General features: G+C 62.8%; 19 protein-coding genes. All 19 read left to right on the top strand.

All coding sequences use genetic code 11. The annotated features are described in order from the left end of the window. The 19 genes from SM765_RS00800 to SM765_RS00710 all read left to right on the top strand — a co-directional run bounded on the left by SM765_RS00800 (position 1) and on the right by SM765_RS00710 (position 18,403). Positions 1 to 1,143, top strand: a complete 1,143-nt coding sequence (locus SM765_RS00800; protein ID WP_274836760.1) for a glycosyltransferase family 2 protein — start codon at positions 1 to 3, stop codon at positions 1,141 to 1,143. A gap of 114 nt (positions 1,144 to 1,257) precedes the next feature. Then, on the top strand, positions 1,258 to 2,214 hold the full coding sequence (locus SM765_RS00795; RefSeq protein WP_274836759.1) for a phosphoadenosine phosphosulfate reductase: 957 nt from the start codon (positions 1,258 to 1,260) through the stop codon (positions 2,212 to 2,214). Positions 2,215 to 2,335: 121 nt separating this feature from the next. Further along, a complete protein-coding gene (gene pyrC / locus SM765_RS00790; protein ID WP_274828733.1) occupies positions 2,336 to 3,391 on the top strand; it encodes a dihydroorotase in 1,056 nt (351 codons plus the stop codon). A gap of 142 nt (positions 3,392 to 3,533) precedes the next feature. Continuing rightward, positions 3,534 to 4,214: an orotate phosphoribosyltransferase gene (locus tag SM765_RS00785; protein WP_274836758.1), complete on the top strand. Its 681-nt coding sequence runs from the start codon at positions 3,534 to 3,536 to the stop codon at positions 4,212 to 4,214. 254 nt (positions 4,215 to 4,468) lie between these two features. Continuing rightward, positions 4,469 to 5,995 (top strand): replicative DNA helicase, encoded by a 1,527-nt coding sequence (locus SM765_RS00780; RefSeq protein ID WP_274836757.1) that lies wholly within the window; start codon positions 4,469 to 4,471, stop codon positions 5,993 to 5,995. 39 nt (positions 5,996 to 6,034) lie between these two features. Continuing rightward, on the top strand, positions 6,035 to 6,484 hold the full coding sequence (locus SM765_RS00775) for a YybH family protein (protein WP_274833601.1): 450 nt from the start codon (positions 6,035 to 6,037) through the stop codon (positions 6,482 to 6,484). A 108-nt stretch (positions 6,485 to 6,592) separates the two neighbouring features. Then, positions 6,593 to 7,630, top strand: a complete 1,038-nt coding sequence (gene alr, locus SM765_RS00770) for an alanine racemase (protein ID WP_274836756.1) — start codon at positions 6,593 to 6,595, stop codon at positions 7,628 to 7,630. Then, a complete protein-coding gene (locus SM765_RS00765) occupies positions 7,627 to 8,409 on the top strand; it encodes an MlaE family ABC transporter permease (RefSeq protein WP_065273172.1) in 783 nt (260 codons plus the stop codon). Before alr ends, SM765_RS00765 begins: the two co-directional genes overlap by 4 nt. After that, a complete protein-coding gene (locus tag SM765_RS00760) occupies positions 8,406 to 9,152 on the top strand; it encodes an ABC transporter ATP-binding protein (RefSeq protein WP_274833598.1) in 747 nt (248 codons plus the stop codon). Before SM765_RS00765 ends, SM765_RS00760 begins: the two co-directional genes overlap by 4 nt. Positions 9,153 to 9,351: 199 nt before the next feature. Next, entirely contained in the window at positions 9,352 to 9,801 is a 450-nt protein-coding gene (locus tag SM765_RS00755; protein WP_274831863.1) for a paraquat-inducible protein A, read from the top strand. A 308-nt stretch (positions 9,802 to 10,109) separates the two neighbouring features. Further along, positions 10,110 to 11,477 (top strand): DNA repair protein RadA, encoded by a 1,368-nt coding sequence (gene radA, locus SM765_RS00750; RefSeq protein WP_065273169.1) that lies wholly within the window; start codon positions 10,110 to 10,112, stop codon positions 11,475 to 11,477. 42 nt (positions 11,478 to 11,519) lie between these two features. Next, positions 11,520 to 12,074, top strand: a complete 555-nt coding sequence (locus SM765_RS00745) for a CvpA family protein (RefSeq protein ID WP_065273168.1) — start codon at positions 11,520 to 11,522, stop codon at positions 12,072 to 12,074. Between the two features lie 400 nt (positions 12,075 to 12,474). Beyond that, on the top strand, positions 12,475 to 13,152 hold the full coding sequence (locus tag SM765_RS00740) for a Hint domain-containing protein (protein ID WP_274836755.1): 678 nt from the start codon (positions 12,475 to 12,477) through the stop codon (positions 13,150 to 13,152). A 218-nt stretch (positions 13,153 to 13,370) separates the two neighbouring features. Next, a complete protein-coding gene (gene purF, locus SM765_RS00735; protein WP_370570395.1) occupies positions 13,371 to 14,828 on the top strand; it encodes an amidophosphoribosyltransferase in 1,458 nt (485 codons plus the stop codon). 148 nt (positions 14,829 to 14,976) lie between these two features. Continuing rightward, positions 14,977 to 15,519, top strand: a complete 543-nt coding sequence (locus tag SM765_RS00730; protein ID WP_274836754.1) for a DUF2199 domain-containing protein — start codon at positions 14,977 to 14,979, stop codon at positions 15,517 to 15,519. 119 nt (positions 15,520 to 15,638) lie between these two features. Next, complete coding sequence (locus tag SM765_RS00725) at positions 15,639 to 15,905, top strand: hypothetical protein (protein WP_065273165.1); 267 nt, start codon at positions 15,639 to 15,641, stop codon at positions 15,903 to 15,905. Between the two features lie 54 nt (positions 15,906 to 15,959). Continuing rightward, on the top strand, positions 15,960 to 16,610 hold the full coding sequence (locus tag SM765_RS00720; protein ID WP_274836753.1) for an SDR family NAD(P)-dependent oxidoreductase: 651 nt from the start codon (positions 15,960 to 15,962) through the stop codon (positions 16,608 to 16,610). A gap of 363 nt (positions 16,611 to 16,973) precedes the next feature. Beyond that, positions 16,974 to 17,759 (top strand): 5'/3'-nucleotidase SurE, encoded by a 786-nt coding sequence (gene surE / locus SM765_RS00715; protein WP_065273164.1) that lies wholly within the window; start codon positions 16,974 to 16,976, stop codon positions 17,757 to 17,759. Continuing rightward, entirely contained in the window at positions 17,756 to 18,403 is a 648-nt protein-coding gene (locus SM765_RS00710) for a protein-L-isoaspartate(D-aspartate) O-methyltransferase (protein WP_065273163.1), read from the top strand. The genes surE and SM765_RS00710 overlap by 4 nt, the downstream gene beginning before the upstream one ends. The last annotated feature ends 44 nt before the right edge of the window (positions 18,404 to 18,447 follow it).

Genomic DNA, 18,447 nt, shown 5'->3' with positions numbered 1-18,447 from the left:
ATGCGGTTTCTGGCCATCCTGACCCTGCGCAACGAAGGCGCCTTTCTGCTCGAATGGCTGGCCCACCACCGCGCCGTGGGGTTTACTGATTTCCTTGTCTTTTCAAACGACTGCCAGGACGGCACCGACAGGATGCTGGACCGGCTCGATGACCTTGGCCACCTGACCCATGTGCGCAACGACGGCCCCTATGGCAAGGGTGGCATCCAGTTCAGCGCCCTGAAGCTGGCGGACCGGCACCGGCTGGTGAAAAAAGCCGACTGGATCATGGCGCTGGATATCGACGAATTCGTCAATATCCACGCGGGCCGTGGTCAGTTGGGCGACCTCTTGGAAGCGCTGCCCGAGGCCGACGCCATCACCCTGACATGGCGGCTGTTCGGTAATGGCGACACCCTGCGCTATGAGGACACGCCGGTGACGGAGCAGTTCACCCGCTGCGCCCCCGAGGTGATCCACTGGCCCTGGCGCGCGGCGATGTTCAAGACGCTTTATCGCAACGACGGCACCTATCGCAAAACCGGGGTGCACCGCCCGCGTGGGGTAGAGGACGACAATGCGCTTGAGCAGTTCCGCTGGTTCGATTGCGAAGGGCGAGAACTGGGGCCGCAGTTCAAGACCCGCCGCCTGTTTTCCGACTACGGCCAGCCCAACCACCGGCTGGCGCAGCTGAACCACTATGCGCTTGGCGCGATGGAAAGTTTTGTCCTGAAGGCAGACCGAGGCCGCGCGGTGCATTCGGATCATATGCTCGATGTGGATTACTGGGTCGAACGCAACTTCAACACCGATGAAGATACCTCCATTTCCCGCTACAGTGAGGCGCGCGCTGCCATTCAGGCGCTGCTGCTGGAAGATGGCAAACTCGCCCGCCTGCACGAAAAAGCCGTGGCCTGGCGTCACGCCCGGTTCCGCGAGCTGATGTTGCAGGAACCGTTTCGCGCCCTCTTTGCCCGGCTATTGATGACCCCGCCCTCGCGCCCGATCAACGCGGTCACGGCGCGCACCCTGGCCGGGTTCGCAACATTGGGACGCCGGGCCGAACAGGCACTCAGCGACCCCGCGCCACAAGCGCCCCCGGAGCAATCGGCAGACCGCGCCAACGCAGAGACCGAGACGCCCAAAGAGAGCGGCACGGACTGACTCGCGCAGAGCCGGAAAACTGGCATGAGTTTTTCTCAATTTTGCCGCATTCCGCCCCTAGCTTCAGACCCAACTACCGGTCCGTCAAAGGTCCGGAGGCAGAGGATCATGGGCATGCAGGACGGTTCAGACGCGCTTGAGACAGATCTTTCCGGGCTGAAACCAGCCCAGTGGAAAGAGCGGCTTGCCGCGCTCAGCGAGGAACTGGGTATGTTCCAGCCTCTGGGCGCGCGCCACTGCGCCGCCTTCATCGATCAGGGCAACACGCTGCTCGTGAGCTTTGAAACCATCCAGGGCATCCAGAGCCTGTCCGAACTGGCGCAACCCTTGGGCTTTGATCTGGTCCGCAACCTTGGCTGGTCGCATCTGTGCATGATTTCGGATGGCGACACCTGGTTCCGCGACGAACAGGTCTTTGGCTTCATCGACCAGCTGATCGACGACGGGTTCTTCGAGGAATTCGACAATGTCGTCTTCTATGGCGCCGGCCCCTGCGGCTATGCGGCCAGCGCCTTTTCGGTGGCGGCCCCCGGCGCAACCGTGGTGGCGATCCAGCCGCAGGCGACGCTGGATCCGCGCATGACCGAATGGGATGAACGCTTCATCGAGATGCGCCGCACCTCTTTCACCGACCGCTATGGCTATGCGCCCGATATGCTGGACGCCGCCGATCATGCCTTTGTCCTGTATGACCCGCGCGAACATCTGGATGCCATGCACGCCGCCCTGTTTGCCCGAAGCAATGTCACCCGCCGCCGTCTGCCGGACTTTGGCGAGGCGGTGCAGACACGGCTGATCGAGATGGATGTGCTCTATCAGATCCTGTCGATGGCTGGTTCGGGCAAGCTGACAGATCTAGCTTTGTCACGCGTCCTGCGCGCGCGGCGCAACAATACCGCCTATCTGCGCAACGTCATGGGACACCTCGACAAACGCGACCGGCCCTACCTGATGACCCTGCTGTGCCGTAACGTGACCGCGCGCCTGCGCGCGCCGCGGTTCCGGCAACGCTTGCAGAACCTACGCAAACGCGCCGCCGAGGGTGATTTCACCCTGCCGCCGGAACGCTGATCCCAACGCGCCCCTCGCCGTCTGATAGCATGGATTTGCCCAGCACCGGGCACCGGTGACAGATCGTCCTGTGGCGGGCTTCTTTCTTCCCCTTTCTGCGTGCCTGTGCTAACGCGGCGCCATGACACAGACCACGCCCCAGACGCTGACCCTCACCCGCCCCGATGACTGGCATCTGCACCTGCGCGACGGCGCCATGCTGCAGGCCGTGCTGCCGGAAACCGCGCGCCATTTCGGCCGCGCCATCATCATGCCCAATCTGGTGCCGCCAGTGGTAACCGGGGCACAGGCTGCCGCTTATCGCGATCGCATCCTGGCCGCGCTGCCGGGCGACATGTCCTTTGAGCCGCTGATGACGCTCTATCTGACCGAGGACACAGATCCCGGCGATATGGCCGCGGCCCATGCCAGTGGGTTGATCAAGGCGGTGAAACTCTACCCCGCCGGGGCCACCACCAATTCGGCTTCGGGCGTGCGTGATTTCGACAAGGTGCGTCCGGTGCTGGAGAAAATGGCCGAAATCGGCTTGCCCCTTTGTGTGCATGGCGAGGTGACCGACAGCGACATCGACATCTTCGACCGCGAAGCCGTGTTCATCGACCGGGTGCTGGACCCGGTGCGCCGCGCCACACCGGGCCTGCGCGTTGTGATGGAGCATATCACCACCGCCAACGGCGTGGACTATGTGAAGGCCAACGCGGCGGACCTTGGCGCCACCATCACCACCCATCACTTGATCATCAACCGCAACCACATCCTGGTTGGCGGCATCAAACCGCATTATTACTGCCTGCCGGTGGCCAAGCGCGAAGAACACCGCCTGGCCCTGCGTGCGGCGGCGACCTCGGGCGATGCGCGGTTCTTCCTCGGCACGGATTCGGCCCCCCATACCGACCCCAACAAGGAAAGCGCCTGCGGCTGTGCCGGCTGTTTCACCGCCACCAACACCATGGCGCTGCTCGCCCATGTGTTCGAAGAGGACGGCGCGCTGGACAAGCTGGAAGGCTTTGCCTCGAAAAACGGCCCGGCTTTCTACCGCCTGCCGGAAAACGACAGCACCATCACCCTGGTCAAACAGGACGCCCCCACCGCCTTCCCGGAAAAGATCGAAAGCGGCGAAGGCCCGGTGACGGTCTTCGATCCCGGCTTCCCGGTGCATTGGACGGTTCAGGCGTGAGCCCGAGGCGGATCCTTGCCAAAACTCCCCGGACCGCATGCGGTCCGGTTCGCGCCCGACCCGTCCCCAATGGCGGGCGCGAAAACCTGCGTGGCATTGCGGCTGCGCATGGGGAAAGACATTCAATTTGCGGAGCTGCCACATGATCCCCTCCTCCTACCCCTCTGCCGAAGAAATCGCCCGCCTCTCTGCCCGGATGCTGCTGGAAATCGGTGCGGTGAACTTCAACACCGAAACGCCCTACACGCTGGCTTCCGGCCTGCCCTCGCCCAGCTATATCGATTGCCGCAAGCTGATCTCCTTCCCGCGAATCCGCTCCACGCTGATGGATTTCATGACCGTCACCGTAATGCGCAACGCAGGCTTTGAAGCCTTCGACAATATCGCGGGTGGTGAGACAGCCGGTATTCCCTTTGCCGCGCTGGTGGCCGAGCGCATGGCGCTGCCGATGACCTATGTGCGCAAAAAGCCCAAAGGGTACGGCCGCAACGCACGCATCGAAGGCGCGATGAGCGAAGGCGAGCGGGTGCTGCTGGTCGAGGATCTGACCACCGATGGCGGTTCGAAACTGTCCTTTGTCGATGCGATCCGCGAAACCGGCGCCACCTGTGGCCACACTGCGGTGATCTTCTACTACGACATCTTTCCTGAGACGACCAAGACGCTGGGCGATCACGGGGTCGAGCTGCACTACCTCTGCACCTGGTGGGACGTTCTGGCCGAGGCCCGCGCGCAAGAAGCCTTCAGCACCGAAACGCTGGATGAGGTGGAGAAGTTCCTCAAGGACCCGCGTGCCTGGCAGGATGCGCATAAATCCGCCTAAAACGCGCAGGCAGGCCCGGCCTGCCGTTTAAGCCCTGATCCAGCACGCCAGTTCGGCAAAACAGCCCCAGTGTGCTGGATACTTTATTTGGGCGTACATCCGTGCCATGCTACCCGATATAGCGCCCCGCCCTGCGGGGGCCGCAAAGATCCCCAGACACCGGGCAGCTATCCACAGGTTGCCCACAGGGATTTCCAGATGGCTTTGAGCCAGCGAATTGACCTATCTATCCGGACCGAACGAAGAGAGCCGTGATGAACGAATTGACCCCATTTGATGGCGACCAGCCCCCCGCGCCCTTGCCCGAACCTGATGCACCGCAGCAGGCCAGCGGCATGGAGGCAAACGAGCTGCCCCATTCGGTCGAAGCCGAACAGCAGCTTCTGGGGGCGATCCTGACCAACAACGACGTCTACGACCGCGTGGCGTCGATCATCAATTCCACCCATTTCTACGACCCGGTCCACACCCGCATCTATGAAATCGCCGCGGCGCGGATCTCCAAGAACGCGCTGGCCTCTCCGGTGACGCTGAAGGCCTTCATGGAAGATGATGAAGGGCTGAAGGAGCTGGGCGGTCCGGCCTATCTGGCAAAACTGGCCGGGGCCTCGATCTCGGCCTACGCTGTCCGCGACTATGCTCAGATGATCTATGATCTGGCAATCCGGCGCGAGCTGATCGCGCTGGGGCAGTCGATCTCTGACAAGGCGCGCCGGGTGGATGTGTCCTCGGAGCCGAAAGAACAGATCGTCGAAGCGGAACAATCGCTCTATCAGCTCGCCGAGCAGGGCCAGACCGAAAGCGGTTTCAAGTCCTTCCTGAAAGCGGTAACCGAGGCGGTCAACGTCACCAACGAGGCCTATCAGCGTGGCGGCGGCATGGCCGGGATTTCCACCGGTCTTGATGATCTCGACAAACAGCTGGGCGGGTTGCACCCGTCGGACCTTCTGATCCTTGCGGGTCGTCCCTCGATGGGTAAAACCTCGCTCGCGACCAACATCGCCTTCAACGTCGCCAAGGCCTATAAACGCGGGGTGAAACCCGATGGCACCGAAGGCGCCGTGGATGGCGGCGTGGTCGGCTTCTTCTCACTCGAGATGAGCGCCGAACAGCTGGCGGGGCGTATCCTTGCCGAAGCATCCGAGATTTCCAGCCACAAGATCCGTCAGGGTGACATGACCGAAGGCGAATTCCGCCGCTTCGTGCAGGCCGCCAAGGATCTGGAAAGCTGCCCGCTCTTTATCGACGACACGCCCGCCCTACCGATTTCGCAGCTAGCCGCCCGCGCCCGCCGCCTGAAGCGGACCCACGGGCTGGACCTTCTGGTGATCGACTATCTGCAGCTTTGCCGCGGCATGTCGGACAATCGGGTGAACGAAATCGCCGAAATCTCGATGGGGATGAAGGCCATCGCGAAAGAGCTGAACATTCCGGTGGTGGCCCTGTCGCAGCTCTCTCGTCAGGTCGAAAGCCGGGACGATAAACGCCCCCAACTGTCGGACCTTCGGGAATCCGGCTCGATCGAACAGGATGCCGACGTGGTGATGTTCGTGTTCCGCGAGGAATACTACAAGGAACGGGAAAAACCCGGCGATCACGAACTGGACAAGATGGAAGAGTGGAAACAGGCGATGGAGCGCCTGCATGCCAAGGCCGAAGTGATCGTCGGCAAACAGCGTCACGGTCCTATCGGCACGGTCGAATTGTCGTTTGAGGCGCAGTTCACCCGCTTTGGCAACCTCGCCAAATCCTGGCAGCAGCAGCCGGACGGCTACGAATAAAGCAGGCTTTCCCAAAACAGCACAGCCAGAGGACACCCAATGCGCATCCATGATTTCATGCAGGCCTACAAACAGGTCTGGGAGGCGCAGGATTCCGATGGCTTTGCTGCGTTATTCACCCCCGACGGGCAATATTGGAACACGCCCTTTCAGGTGCAGACCGGCCCCAACGAGTTGGCCCGTTACTGGGATCGGATCAAGCTGCAACAGGATATATGCCTGACACCCTCGGTTCTGGCCGAAACGCCCACCGGGGGCATCGGCCACTGGAACGTCACCTATCAGGTCGCCAGCGAGGAATTGTTCCAGATCTGGGCAAAATCCACTGGCACCGGCCTGCCCGACCGCCAGCCCGGCGATCCCCTGCCCCGGATGGAGCTGGACGGCACCCTGGTTGCCAATCTGAACGAGCAAGGGCTTGCCACCTGTGTGCGGATTTTCTGGCACTCCAACGCCTCCATGCCGACAGCGGCAAAAGACCGCGACTGACCGCCTGAATGCCCTGCCACAGGCGGGAGCACGCCAAGGAGGCCGCGCCTAGGCCAAAGCAGGGCGAATTCCACTTGACCCCTGCGGCGCGCATGTCATGAACGGGGCATGAGCACGGCAAGACTGACAATCAATCTGGATGCGCTGGTGACAAACTGGCGGAACCTGAACACCAAGACCAACTGCGAGACCGCCGCAGTGGTCAAGGCAAACGGATACGGCCTCGATTCAGGCCGCGTCGCCACCGCTCTGGCCAAGGCCGGGGCGCGCAATTTCTTTGTGGCCATCGCCGAGGAAGGCGTCGCCCTGCGTCGCGCCTTGGGCCCCGGCCCCGGCATTTCGGTCTTTTCCGGCCATATGGAGGGCGATGCGAAGATCCTGCGCGACTTCCAGCTGACGCCGATGCTGAATTCGCTCGACCAGATGCTGCGCCATTTCGAGGCGCTGCCCGGCCACCCCTTTGGCGTGCAACTGGACAGCGGCATGAACCGGCTGGGCATGGAGCCCGGCGAATGGGGCGCCGTGCGTGATATCGCGCTGGGGCAGAACCCGGTGCTGCTGATGTCGCACCTTGCCTGCGCGGATGAGCCGGACCACCCGATGAACCCGCAGCAATTGAAAGCCTTCCAGGAGATGACCGACGGTATCGAAGTGCCCCGGTCCCTCTCGGCCACCGGCGGCATGCTGCTGGGCCGTGATTACCATTTCGATCTCTGCCGCCCCGGTATCGGTCTTTACGGTGGCCGCCCATTTGGCGATGCCCTGCCCGTGGTACAACTGGACCTGCCGGTCATCCAGATCCGCGACCTGATGCCCGGTGAGACCGTCGGCTATGGCAACACCTGGACCGCGCCGCGCCAATGCCGCATCGCAACCGTCGCGGCGGGCTATGCCGATGGACTGCTGCGCCGGATGACCGATGGCGACATCAAGGCCTATGCCGGAGCCACGCCCTGCCCCGTTGTGGGCCGCATTTCCATGGATCTGATCACCATCGACGTCACCGATCTGTCCGAGGATCCCGCCGTTCTGACCCTTCTGAACGAGCAGCAGACCGTCGACACGCTGGCCGATGCAGCCGGTACCATCGGGTATGAGATCCTGACCTCTCTTGGCGCGCGCTACGCACGGACCTACCAAGGATGAGCCCGCTCGCCCTTCTTGCCCGTATCGGTCGCCTGGTTCTGCACATGCTCGCAGTTGTCGGCCGGGTCGCGCTTTTTGGGCTCTCGACGCTCAGCCACATGATCCGCCCGCCGTTCTACGGCAAGGAAACGCTGCAGGCGCTTCTGCACATCGGCTGGCTGTCGTTGCCGGTGGTGGGGCTCACCGCGATCTTTACCGGCGGCGCGCTGGCGCTGCAGATCTACGCAGGTGGCGCGCGCTTCAATGCCGAGGCCGTGGTGCCCCAGATCGTCGCCATCGGCATGGTACGCGAACTTGGCCCGGTGTTGGTCGGCCTGATGATCGCTGCCCGCGTCACCTCCTCTATCGCGGCGGAGATCGCCACCATGAAGGTGACCGAGCAGATCGACGCACTGGTGACGCTCTCAACCAATCCGATGCAATACCTCGTTGCCCCCCGCGTGCTGGCGGCCTTCCTGACCGTGCCATTGCTGGTGGGTATCGGCGACATCATCGGTATCGCTGGTGGTTACGCGGTGGCGGTGCACAATCTCGATTTCAACGCGGCGGCTTACCTCAAGAACACCGTGGATTTCCTTGAAACGCTCGACATCGTCTCTTCGCTGGTCAAAGGCGCGGCCTTCGGCACCATCGCGGCGCTGATGGGCTGCTACTACGGCATGCAATCGGGCCGCGGCGCCCAGGGTGTCGGCAGCGCCACCAAAGGATCGGTCGAGGCTGCTGCCATCCTAATCCTGGCCGCCAACTTCCTGCTGACGGGGGTCTTCTTCTCGGTATGATCAAGCTCGACAACGTCCACAAGGCCTTCGGCTCCAACCAGGTTCTGCGCGGTATGACGCTGGAGGTTCCCAAAGGCACCTCAATGGTGATCATCGGCGGCTCCGGCACCGGCAAATCGGTGGCGCTGAAATGCGTTCTCGGCCTGATCAAACCCGACAGCGGCAACATCCTGGTGGATGGCAAACCGGCGGGTGCAGGCGACCGCGATGCTTTCCTTGCCCGCTTTGGCATGCTGTTTCAGGGCGGTGCGCTGTTTGACTCCCTGCCCGTCTGGCAGAACGTCGCCTTCCGCCTGATGCGCGGCGCACTGAAACGCCCCGCAGAGGAAGCCCGCGAAATCGCCATCGAGAAACTGCGCCGCGTCGGCCTGAAACCCGATGTCGCCGACCGCCTGCCGGCCGAACTCTCGGGCGGCATGCAGAAACGCGTCGGCCTCGCCCGCGCCATCGCCGCCGAGCCCGAGATCATCTTCTTTGACGAGCCGACTACCGGCCTTGATCCGATCATGGCAGGCGTTATCAACGATCTGATCCGTGAAATCGTGGTCGAAATGGGCGCCACCGCCATGACCATCACCCACGACATGACCTCGGTGCGTGCGATTGCCGACAATATCGCCATGCTGCACGACGGGGTAATCAAGTGGACCGGCCCCGTTGGCCAGATGGATGACAGCGGCGATCCCTACCTCGACCAGTTCATCCACGGCCGCGCCGAGGGTCCGATCGAGGCCGTGCGCTGAACATCCCCGCCGAAAGGTATTCTCTCCAATCAAGGCCAGCGCCTGACCCTGGGTGGGCGCAATAAGCGCCCTCCCGTGGGGAGGGTCGGGCGCTGGCCGGGCCACAGGTGCCCCGACCGGGGAACGCTCAACACCTTTCCCCCTTCCAAATCGGCGGCAAAGGGCACACATCTAGGCAAAGCCACCGAACCGGACCCACATGATCCTGCGCCTTACCACCCTCTCGCTCCTGATCCTCTACCCCATCGCCTGGTTTGCGCCCCTGATGCGCGCGGGCCTCTTGCCGATGTTTGGCCTATCCGAGATCAGCGTCATCACCGGCCTGCAATCCTTGTGGGGCAGCGACGTGGTGCTGGCGCTGCTGGTCACCTTCTTTGCCATCTTCGCGCCCTATCTCAAGACCATCGGCCTTGCGCTGGTGCAATGGGACCTGCTCGATCCCCGCGCCCAGCCGGTGCTGCATGTCCTGGGGAAGCTCGCGATGGCCGATATCTTCCTCATCGCGCTCTATATCACCATTGCCAAAGGCATCGGCTATGTCACGATAGAGACCGGCTGGGGCCTCTACATGTTCTCCGCCTGCATCCTCGCCTCCATCGCCCTCGGCCTCCTCACCGAACGCCACCTCCGATCAGATCAGGGTCAATGACGGCGCCCCGCGCCGCCTTGCGCAGCAAGGTCGCAGATCATTGACGCGGATCTGATCACTCACACACTCGAAATCGCGCCTTCAGGGCAGACCTGCCCCTGAAGCGCTTCCCCAGCAAATCTTCCGCGCCGCGACAGCGGCGCCCCCTTTACAAATGGCACCGCTGCCGCGGTGCATTCCCGATCCGATGGCACCGCTACCGCGGTGCCGGGCCCAACCGGAGCGGATCCCCAAAGGGGATCGCGCAACGGGCGGGAGCACCGCCTTCCAGGCTTGAACAAACCCTGAACATGAGGCAGAACAGCCGCATGGCAAAATCATCTTCCTTCTCCTGCTCGGCCTGTGGCGCCAGCTTCTCCAAATGGTCCGGCCGCTGCGAAGGCTGCGGCGAATGGAACACCATCACCGAGGACAAGGGCCTCTCTTCCGGCGGCCCGGCCAAGAAATCCCTCGGGATGCGGCGCGGCAGGACCATCCCGCTCACCGATCTCGCGACCGAGGAAACCCCGCCACCACGCAGCCATTCCGGCGTTGGCGAACTCGACCGGGTGCTGGGCGGCGGGCTGGTCGCGGCCTCGGCCATTCTGGTCGGCGGCGATCCCGGCATCGGCAAGTCGACCCTGCTGCTTCAGGCCGCTGCGCGTTTTGCCGAGGCAGGCGTCAAAACCGTCTATGTCAGCGGCGAGGAAGCCAGCGCCCAAGTACGCATGCGCGCGCAGCGGCTTGGCCTTGCACAGGCACCGGTAAAGCTCGCCGCCGAAACCAACCTGCGCGATATCCTGACCACGCTGGAGGCTGAACGTCCGCAGCTCGCCATCATCGATTCCATCCAGACCATGTGGGCCGACCACGTCGACAGCGCGCCGGGTTCGGTCAGCCAGGTCCGCGCCGCCGCGCATGAGCTGACGACCTTTGCCAAATCCAACGGCATCTCGATCATCATGGTCGGCCACGTCACCAAGGAAGGCCAAATCGCCGGTCCCCGCGTTGTCGAACATATGGTCGACACGGTCCTCTATTTCGAAGGTGAGCGCGGCCACCAGTTCCGCATCCTGCGCGCGGTGAAGAACCGCTTTGGCCCCGCGGATGAGATCGGCGTCTTTGAGATGACCGGCGCCGGTCTTTCGGAGGTGATCAACCCCTCGGCGCTGTTCCTCTCCGAACGCGGTCAGCCCTCGCCGGGCTCAGTCGTCTTTGCCGGTATCGAAGGCACCAGGCCGGTTCTGGTGGAACTGCAGGCCCTTGTCGCCCCATCGCCGCATTCGCAGCCGCGCCGCGCCGTGGTGGGCTGGGACTCATCGCGCCTTGCGATGATCCTTGCGGTTCTGGAGGCGCGCTGCGGCATTCCCTTTGCCGGGCTTGATGTCTATCTGAACGTCGCAGGCGGCATGAAAATCTCAGAGCCTGCTGCCGATCTGGCGGTGGCAGCAGCCTTGCTGAGTGCCCGCGAGGATACGCCACTTCCCGCCGATACCGCAATATTCGGAGAAATCTCACTATCTGGTGCCCTCAGACCGGCGCCTCAGACCGAAAACCGGTTGAAAGAGGCGCAAAAACTTGGTTTCACCTCAGCCATTGCCCCCGGCGGCGGCAAATCCGTATCCGTGAAAGGCCTTTCCCAGCGCAAGGTCAGTGATCTAACCGGTTTTGTTGGCGAATTCTTCGGGGCCGGCTAAAGTCGCCGAAAGAATTTTACTGCGGGCTAACGGGCGAGGGACATGGAAGGTTTCACCATTATCGACGGGGTCGTGGCCCTGGTCATCATTGTATCGGCATTGCTTGCCTATTCACGCGGCTTGGTACGCGAAGCGATGGCAATCGCCGGCTGGGTTGCCGCGGGCGTGCTGGCCTTCATGTTTGCGCCGCAGGTCGAACCCCTGATGGCGGAAATCCCGGTGCTGGGTGAATTCATCGCCGACAGTTGCGAACTCTCGATCATCGCAGCCTTTGCCGCGGTCTTTGCCCTGGCGTTGATTGTCGCCGCCTTCTTTACTCCGCTCTTTGCCTCGCTGGTACAACGCTCGGCCCTGGGTGGGCTGGATCAGGGTGCGGGCTTCTTCTTCGGGGTGCTGCGCGGCATCCTTTTGGTGGCCATCGCCTTCTTCCTCTACAATGTGGTGATGACCGGTCAAAGCTTTACCATTGTTGACGAAAGCCGCTCTGCCGTGGTGTTCGAACGCATGATCGGAAAGATCGAAGCACGCAATCCCGAGCAGGCGCTTGGCTGGGTCACTCAGCAGTATGAGGCCCTGATCGGCGCTTGCGAAGGCTGACACGCGACCATCGCAGCACTGTGAACAGTTTCGAAAGGGCGCCCTATGGGCGTCCTTTTTGCTTTCATATCAAATTCATAAGCCCCCAACCCCGCGCAATTTTTGCCCTCACTCCGCGCCGTTGCACGGTTTGCGCGTCGATTCGCGTCTGAACAGGGCGCCTGGAATCACGCCCCAGTCACGTTTTTGAATTTCACCCACTGACAAGGGTTAAAAGTTAACAAAACCTGTCTCTACACGGGTAAATCGTTAACAATCCCAGCCAAAATCGCCGTTTTGTCCCCAGAAAATCGTTCAAATTCTAAATTGGCCGCACCCTTGCCCCATTTTCGGCCCAATTCGGGGGCCACATAGGATCAACGACAGGCAGAAAGCCACTATCACTCAGAAGGGACACGACATGTTTCTGGATCATTTCAACTCTTTCGCTGACTACCAGCCGGTGGACATGCTGTTGGATTTTCCGATGTTCCAGAGCGCGCCCCTGCAGTACCCCCCGGCGCAGAGCCGCAGCGGCGGTTTCCTGCCCTCGACACTGGTTGAAACCGACCGTGGCTTTGTACAGGCCCGCGACGTGAAGCCCGGCGACATGATCTACACCTATGATGGCGGCGCGCAGGAAGTGAAAGACGTGAGCCATGCGGTGCCGCGCCTCACCACCCTGATGCATGTGCCCGCTGGCGCCCTTGGCAATGACACCGACCTGCTGCTGCCCGCCGATCTGACCGTTGCACTGGAACTGGACGCTGCCGAGCGCCTGTTCGGTGTGCCGCTCATCACGGCCAAGCTGATCTCCCTGTCGGGCCACAAAGGCATCAAGGCAGCCGCGCCGGAAAGCATCGGCCGCATTCACATCACCTGCGACGAAGAAGAACTGCTCTGGGCCGAAAGCGGCATGCTGGTTCTGGCTGGTGACGGTGGCCTTGACGGCGCCTTCTGCGAGCTGTCGCTCAGCGAAGTGCGTCAGGTTCTGGCCAGCGAAGACGGCCGCGCCCTGGCCCTGACCGGCATGGGCAGCGAAGACGCACGCTTTCCCGCGCCCTTCGACGATATTTTTTCCCCAGCTCTGGCGGCCTAAAGCGCCAGTGTTACCCCGGCTTTCGACCACAGGATGCTGCGGTTTGCCACGGATGTCGCCCCAGACTTCGCCTTTTATCCGGGCAGTAACCGGGCGCGACAAATAAAGCTTTGCCGAATTCAATTGTGATCCTTTGATGACATCCGCTGCCTAAGGCACTATGTGAGGGCCATCACTCAATCCCGGATTCGGAGCCACACGCCTTGCCGATGCCGCAGATGCCACCCGCACACCCCTTTGATGACGACAAACTCCGCGAAGAATGCGGTGTGTTTGGCGTCGTAGGCGTTCAGGACGCCGCCAATTTTGTCGCCCTCGGCCTGCACGCCCTGCAGCACCGCGGCCAGGAGGCAGGCGGGATCGTCTCCCATGATCCTGTCGAGGGCTTTAACAGCGTGCGCCGCTTTGGCTATGTGCGCGACAACTTCACCTCGCAGGATGTGATGGCCACGGTACCCGGCCCGCTGGCCATCGGCCACGTGCGCTACTCCACCGCCGGCTCCAAAGGCCAGACCGCGATCCGCGACGTGCAGCCCTTCTTTGGCGAATTCGCCATGGGCGGCGCCGCCATTGCCCACAACGGCAATATCACCAACGCCAACGCCCTGCGCCGCGAGCTGATCGAGCGGGGCTCGATCTTCCAGAGTTCCTCGGACAGCGAATGCATCATCCATCTGATGGCGCGCTCCATGGGGCGGTCGATCCCCGACCGCATGGAAGAAGCCCTGCGCAAGGTCGAAGGCGCCTTTTCCGTCGTCGCCATGACCCGCACCAAGCTGATTGGTGTGCGCGACCCGCTGGGCGTGCGCCCGCTGGTCCTCGGCAAGATTGGTGATGGCTACGCGCTCAGCTCGGAAACCTGCGCGCTGGATATCATCGGTGCCGAGTTCATCCGCGAGATCAAGCCGGGTGAAATGGTGGTGATCAACGACGAGGGTGTGCAAAGCCACTTCCCCTTCCGTCCCCAGCCGTCGAAGTTCTGCATCTTCGAACATGTCTACTTCTCGCGCCCCGATTCGATTCTCGGTGGCCGCTCGGTCTATGAAACCCGCGAGGCGATTGGGCGAGAACTTGCCAAGGAAAACCCGGTCGACGCCGACCTCGTCTGCCCGGTGCCTGACAGCGGCACACCGGCGGCAATCGGCTATTCGCTGGAATCGGGGATCCCCTATGCGATGGGGATCATCCGCAACCAGTACATGGGCCGGACCTTCATCGAGCCGACCGAACAGATCCGCAATATGGGCGTGCGTCTCAAGCTGAACGTCAATCGCGCCCTGATCGAGGGCAAGCGGGTCATCCTGGTGGACGATTCCGTGGTGCGCGGCACAACATCGCGTAAGATCAAGGAGATGATCCTGGATGCCGGCGCCAAGGAGGTGCATTTCCGCATCGCCTCTCCGCCCACCGCATGGCCCTGTTTCTACGGGGTCGACACCCCGGACCGGGACAAGCTGCTCGCTGCCTCGATGAGCGAGGAACAGATGGCAGAACACCTGGCGGTGGACAGTCTCAAGTTCATTTCGCTGGATGGTCTGTACCGCGCCGTCGGTCAGTTCCAGGGCCGCGACAAAGCCTGCCCGCAATACTGCGACGCCTGCTTCTCGGGTGAATACCCGGTCACCCCGTCGGATATGATCGACCGGGGGTTTGAAATGAAGCCCGCAGCAGAGTAAGAGAGCCGCGAACAGATATAGGGAGGGCGCTGATCCGTGTGATCGGCGCCCTTTCCTATGGTTCCGGACAACCGTCCGGACGGCACAAGCCAAAGACCACGACCCGAAGACCACGAAAGGCCATTCCTTGGACGCCCATCTTGCCCGAATGCTGACCTCTGCGCGCCAGTGCCGTTGTTGCGGTGCCACCTTTGCGCAATTGCTGAGCCTCAGTTGCGACCGGCCTGACGTGTGCCCCGATGATCTGGTGGTACAGGACAACTCCGCGGTGCTGGAAGAACGCGGCGATGTGCTGACCGAGGATTTTTGCCGCTATGGCAAACTGCGCTTTGTGCGCGCCGTTCTGGCCCTGCCGCTGGCCGATAGCCGTGGCGCCGAATTCCTGTTGGGCACATGGGCCAGCCTCAACGAGGATGACTTTGACGCCTATCTCGACCTGTTCGACATGCGCGAAACCGAAAGCATGGGCAGCCGCCCGGCCTGGCTTGCCAATGCCATTCCGCCTGACAGCGGCGCCCCGGTGGCCTGCATGCTGCATATGCGCCCCGAAGGCGAATACCCCGAACTGCAAGTCTCGGAGTCCAACAATGCTCTGGCCCGGCTGCAGCAGACTGGCGTGCAGCTCGAAGAACTGTTGGAGCTACTCTACGCCTATGGCCACGACCTGCCCTCTCTCGTCTATGACTCCTGATCCCTGATACCGCCGTGGGGCGGCCCGGCGCCACGACGCGACCATCCGCCGTGACTGGCCCGCTGCCCGGGCCATCCGGGCGGACGACTTCCACCAAGCTTGCAAAGCAAACACTCCGAATGACAAAGACACGTACATCGACGCCGGCCCAGGTGGCCGCAACCGCAACGCAGCACGTAGAGGCCCCCGAGGGCCGCATCGCCCTCCTTGGTATTTTCGGCTCCGAAGACAATCTGTCGGCGCTGGTGCAGTTTCCCGGAGGGCGCACCCGCAAGGTGACCACCGGGCAGCGCCTCGGTCGGTCCGAGATCATCGCCATCGACAAGCGCGGCCTGCTAATCCGCTCCGGCAATACCACGGTGCAGATGACCATGCCCGGCAGCTAATCTGCCGCGCATCAGCCCCTTGACCCGATGCCTCAACAGGCCCAAAAGGCGGACATGACACAGAAACTTGCTCTTATCACCGGCGCATCGCGCGGCCTTGGCGCCGCTCTGGCCGAGGCGCTTGCCCCGACGCATCACATCGTTGCCGTGGCCCGCACCACCGGCGCTCTGGAAGAGCTAGACGACCGGATCAAGGCCAAGGGCGGCAGCACCACGCTGGCGCCGATGGACATCACCGTCCCCGAGGCCATGGCAACCCTATGCCGCGGCATCCACGACCGTTGGGGCCAGCTGAACCTTTGGCTGCATACCGCCATCCACGCAGCCCCGCTCAGCCCGGCGCCATTTGTAGCGCCCAAGGACTGGGAAAAATCCGTTGCGGTGAACGCTACCGCAACCTCGGTGCTGATCCCCTATGTGGCGCCGCTGCTGGGCCCGACCGGGCGGGCGGTATTCTTTGACGATCCGCGCGGTGGCGAGAAATTCTTTGGCGCCTATGGCGCAACCAAGACCGCGCAGATGGCGCTGGCACGCAGCTGGCAGGCCGAAAGCGTCAAGACTGGTCCGCGGGTCGAGATCTTGCAGCCGCAGCCGATGCCCACCGCCCTGCGCGCACGTTTCTTCCCCGGTGAAGATCGCGAGGCGCTGACACCAGTACAGGATGAGGCCGCACGCCTGCTGCCCCTGATCCTGAACGACGACTAAGCGACAGCATCAGCGGGAACCAGCCAAATCGCGGCTCCCGCCCCCGCTCTCTCATATCACAGATATACGGATCGGCGTTGGGCCGGGCGCCGCGCCAGCGCCGCGGCGCGGTTGCGCCTTATCCCGTCCGCTCCTCCTGCCCCGCAGGCGTCAGCCTGCCGGGCCCAACTGTGCGGGGGGAATTCGCAGAATGCTCCCAAAGCAGGCAGGAGCGACCCCGGGTGCGGGTGAAACCTGACCTAGCCTGTAGCAAGCTGTGGCGCCTTTGCCCCGCTCATCGGTTAGCGCGCAGGCCTTCCGTGAAAGACTTGCTCCCTCATTCCCCACGTCCTATTCAGATCAAAACCAAGACAGGGGAACGTGATGCGCATTCTGGTGACCAACGACGACGGCATTAATGCTCCGGGGCTGACGGTTCTGGAAGCCATTGCGCATGAGGTTGCCGGACCAGATGGTGAGGTCTGGACCGTTGCCCCCGCGTTCGAGCAATCCGGCGTCGGTCACTGTATCAGCTACACCCGCCCCTCGATGCTGAGCCAGCTGGGCGAGCGCCGCTTTGCCACCGAAGGCTCTCCCGCCGACTGCGTATTGGCTGGCGTGCACGTGGCGATGGAAGATGTGATGCCGGATCTGGTCCTGTCGGGCATCAACCGGGGCAACAATTCCGCCGAGAACGCGCTTTATTCCGGCACCCTTGGCGGCGCGATGGAAGCAGCCTTGCAGGGCATTCCGGCGATGGCGCTATCGCAGTATTTCGGGCCGCACAACGCGCAGCTCGACAACCCTTTCGAAGCCTCTGCCGAACATGGCGCCGCGCTGATCCGCGACATTCTGAAGGCCAGCCCGCAGGAGCCCACCGAAGGCTACCGGCTGTTTTACAACATCAACTTCCCACCGGTGCCCGCCGCCGCCGTCAAGGGCGCCCGCGCCGTGGCCCAGGGCATGCGCCATGGCACCCGGTTCTCGGCCCAGGAGCAGCAATCGCCGAACGGGCGGCGCTACGTCTGGATCAAGGGCGGCGATCAGCACGTGCACACCGCGCCAGACACCGATGCCTCGGTCAACCTTGATGGCTATATCTCGGTCACCCCGATGCGCGCGGATCTGACCGCCCATGACGCCCTCCACGCGCTCAAGGTTCTGGAATGACCGCACCCGATCCTGAAACCAAGATGCAGTTCCTTTTTGCGCTCCGGTCCCGCGGGGTCACCGATAGTCAGGTCCTTGAGGCCATGGAGCAAATCGACCGCGGCCCGTTCGTGCGCGGGATCTTTGCCGAACGCGCCTATGAAGACATGCCGTTGCCGATCGCCTGTGGCCAGACGATTTCGCAGCCTTCTGTTGTTGGGCTGATGACGCAGGCGGCACAGATTTCACCACGCGACACGGTTCTGGAGGTCGGCACCGGCTCTGGCTATCAGGCGGCGATCCTGTCGAAATTGGCGCGCCGGGTCTATACCATCGACCGCCACGCCCGGCTGGTGCGTGAGGCCCGGGCCCTGTTTGATGCGCTGCACCTGCCCAATATCACCTCGCTGGTGGGCGACGGCAGCCATGGTCTGCCGGATCAGGCGCCGTTTGACCGCATCATCGTCACCGCCGCCGCCGAGGATCCGCCCGGCCCGCTGCTGGCGCAACTGAAACCCGGTGGCATCATGATCGTTCCGGTGGGCCAGTCGGACACGGTGCAAACGCTGATCCGGGTGCGCAAGTCCGAAACCGGCCTTGAATATGACGAATTGCGCCCGGTTCGCTTCGTGCCCCTTCTTGAGGGCCTGGGAAAAGACACGTAGATAGGGGAAAAGCCACCGCATCAGGGCAATGCCTCCTTTCCCGG

Source organism: Pseudophaeobacter sp. 1A09344 (assembly GCF_041008745.1).
Classification (GTDB): Bacteria; Pseudomonadota; Alphaproteobacteria; order Rhodobacterales; family Rhodobacteraceae; genus Phycobacter; species Phycobacter gallaeciensis_A.
Note: the sequence above shows the minus strand (reverse complement) of the source record. Positions and strands in the feature narration are given on the sequence as shown.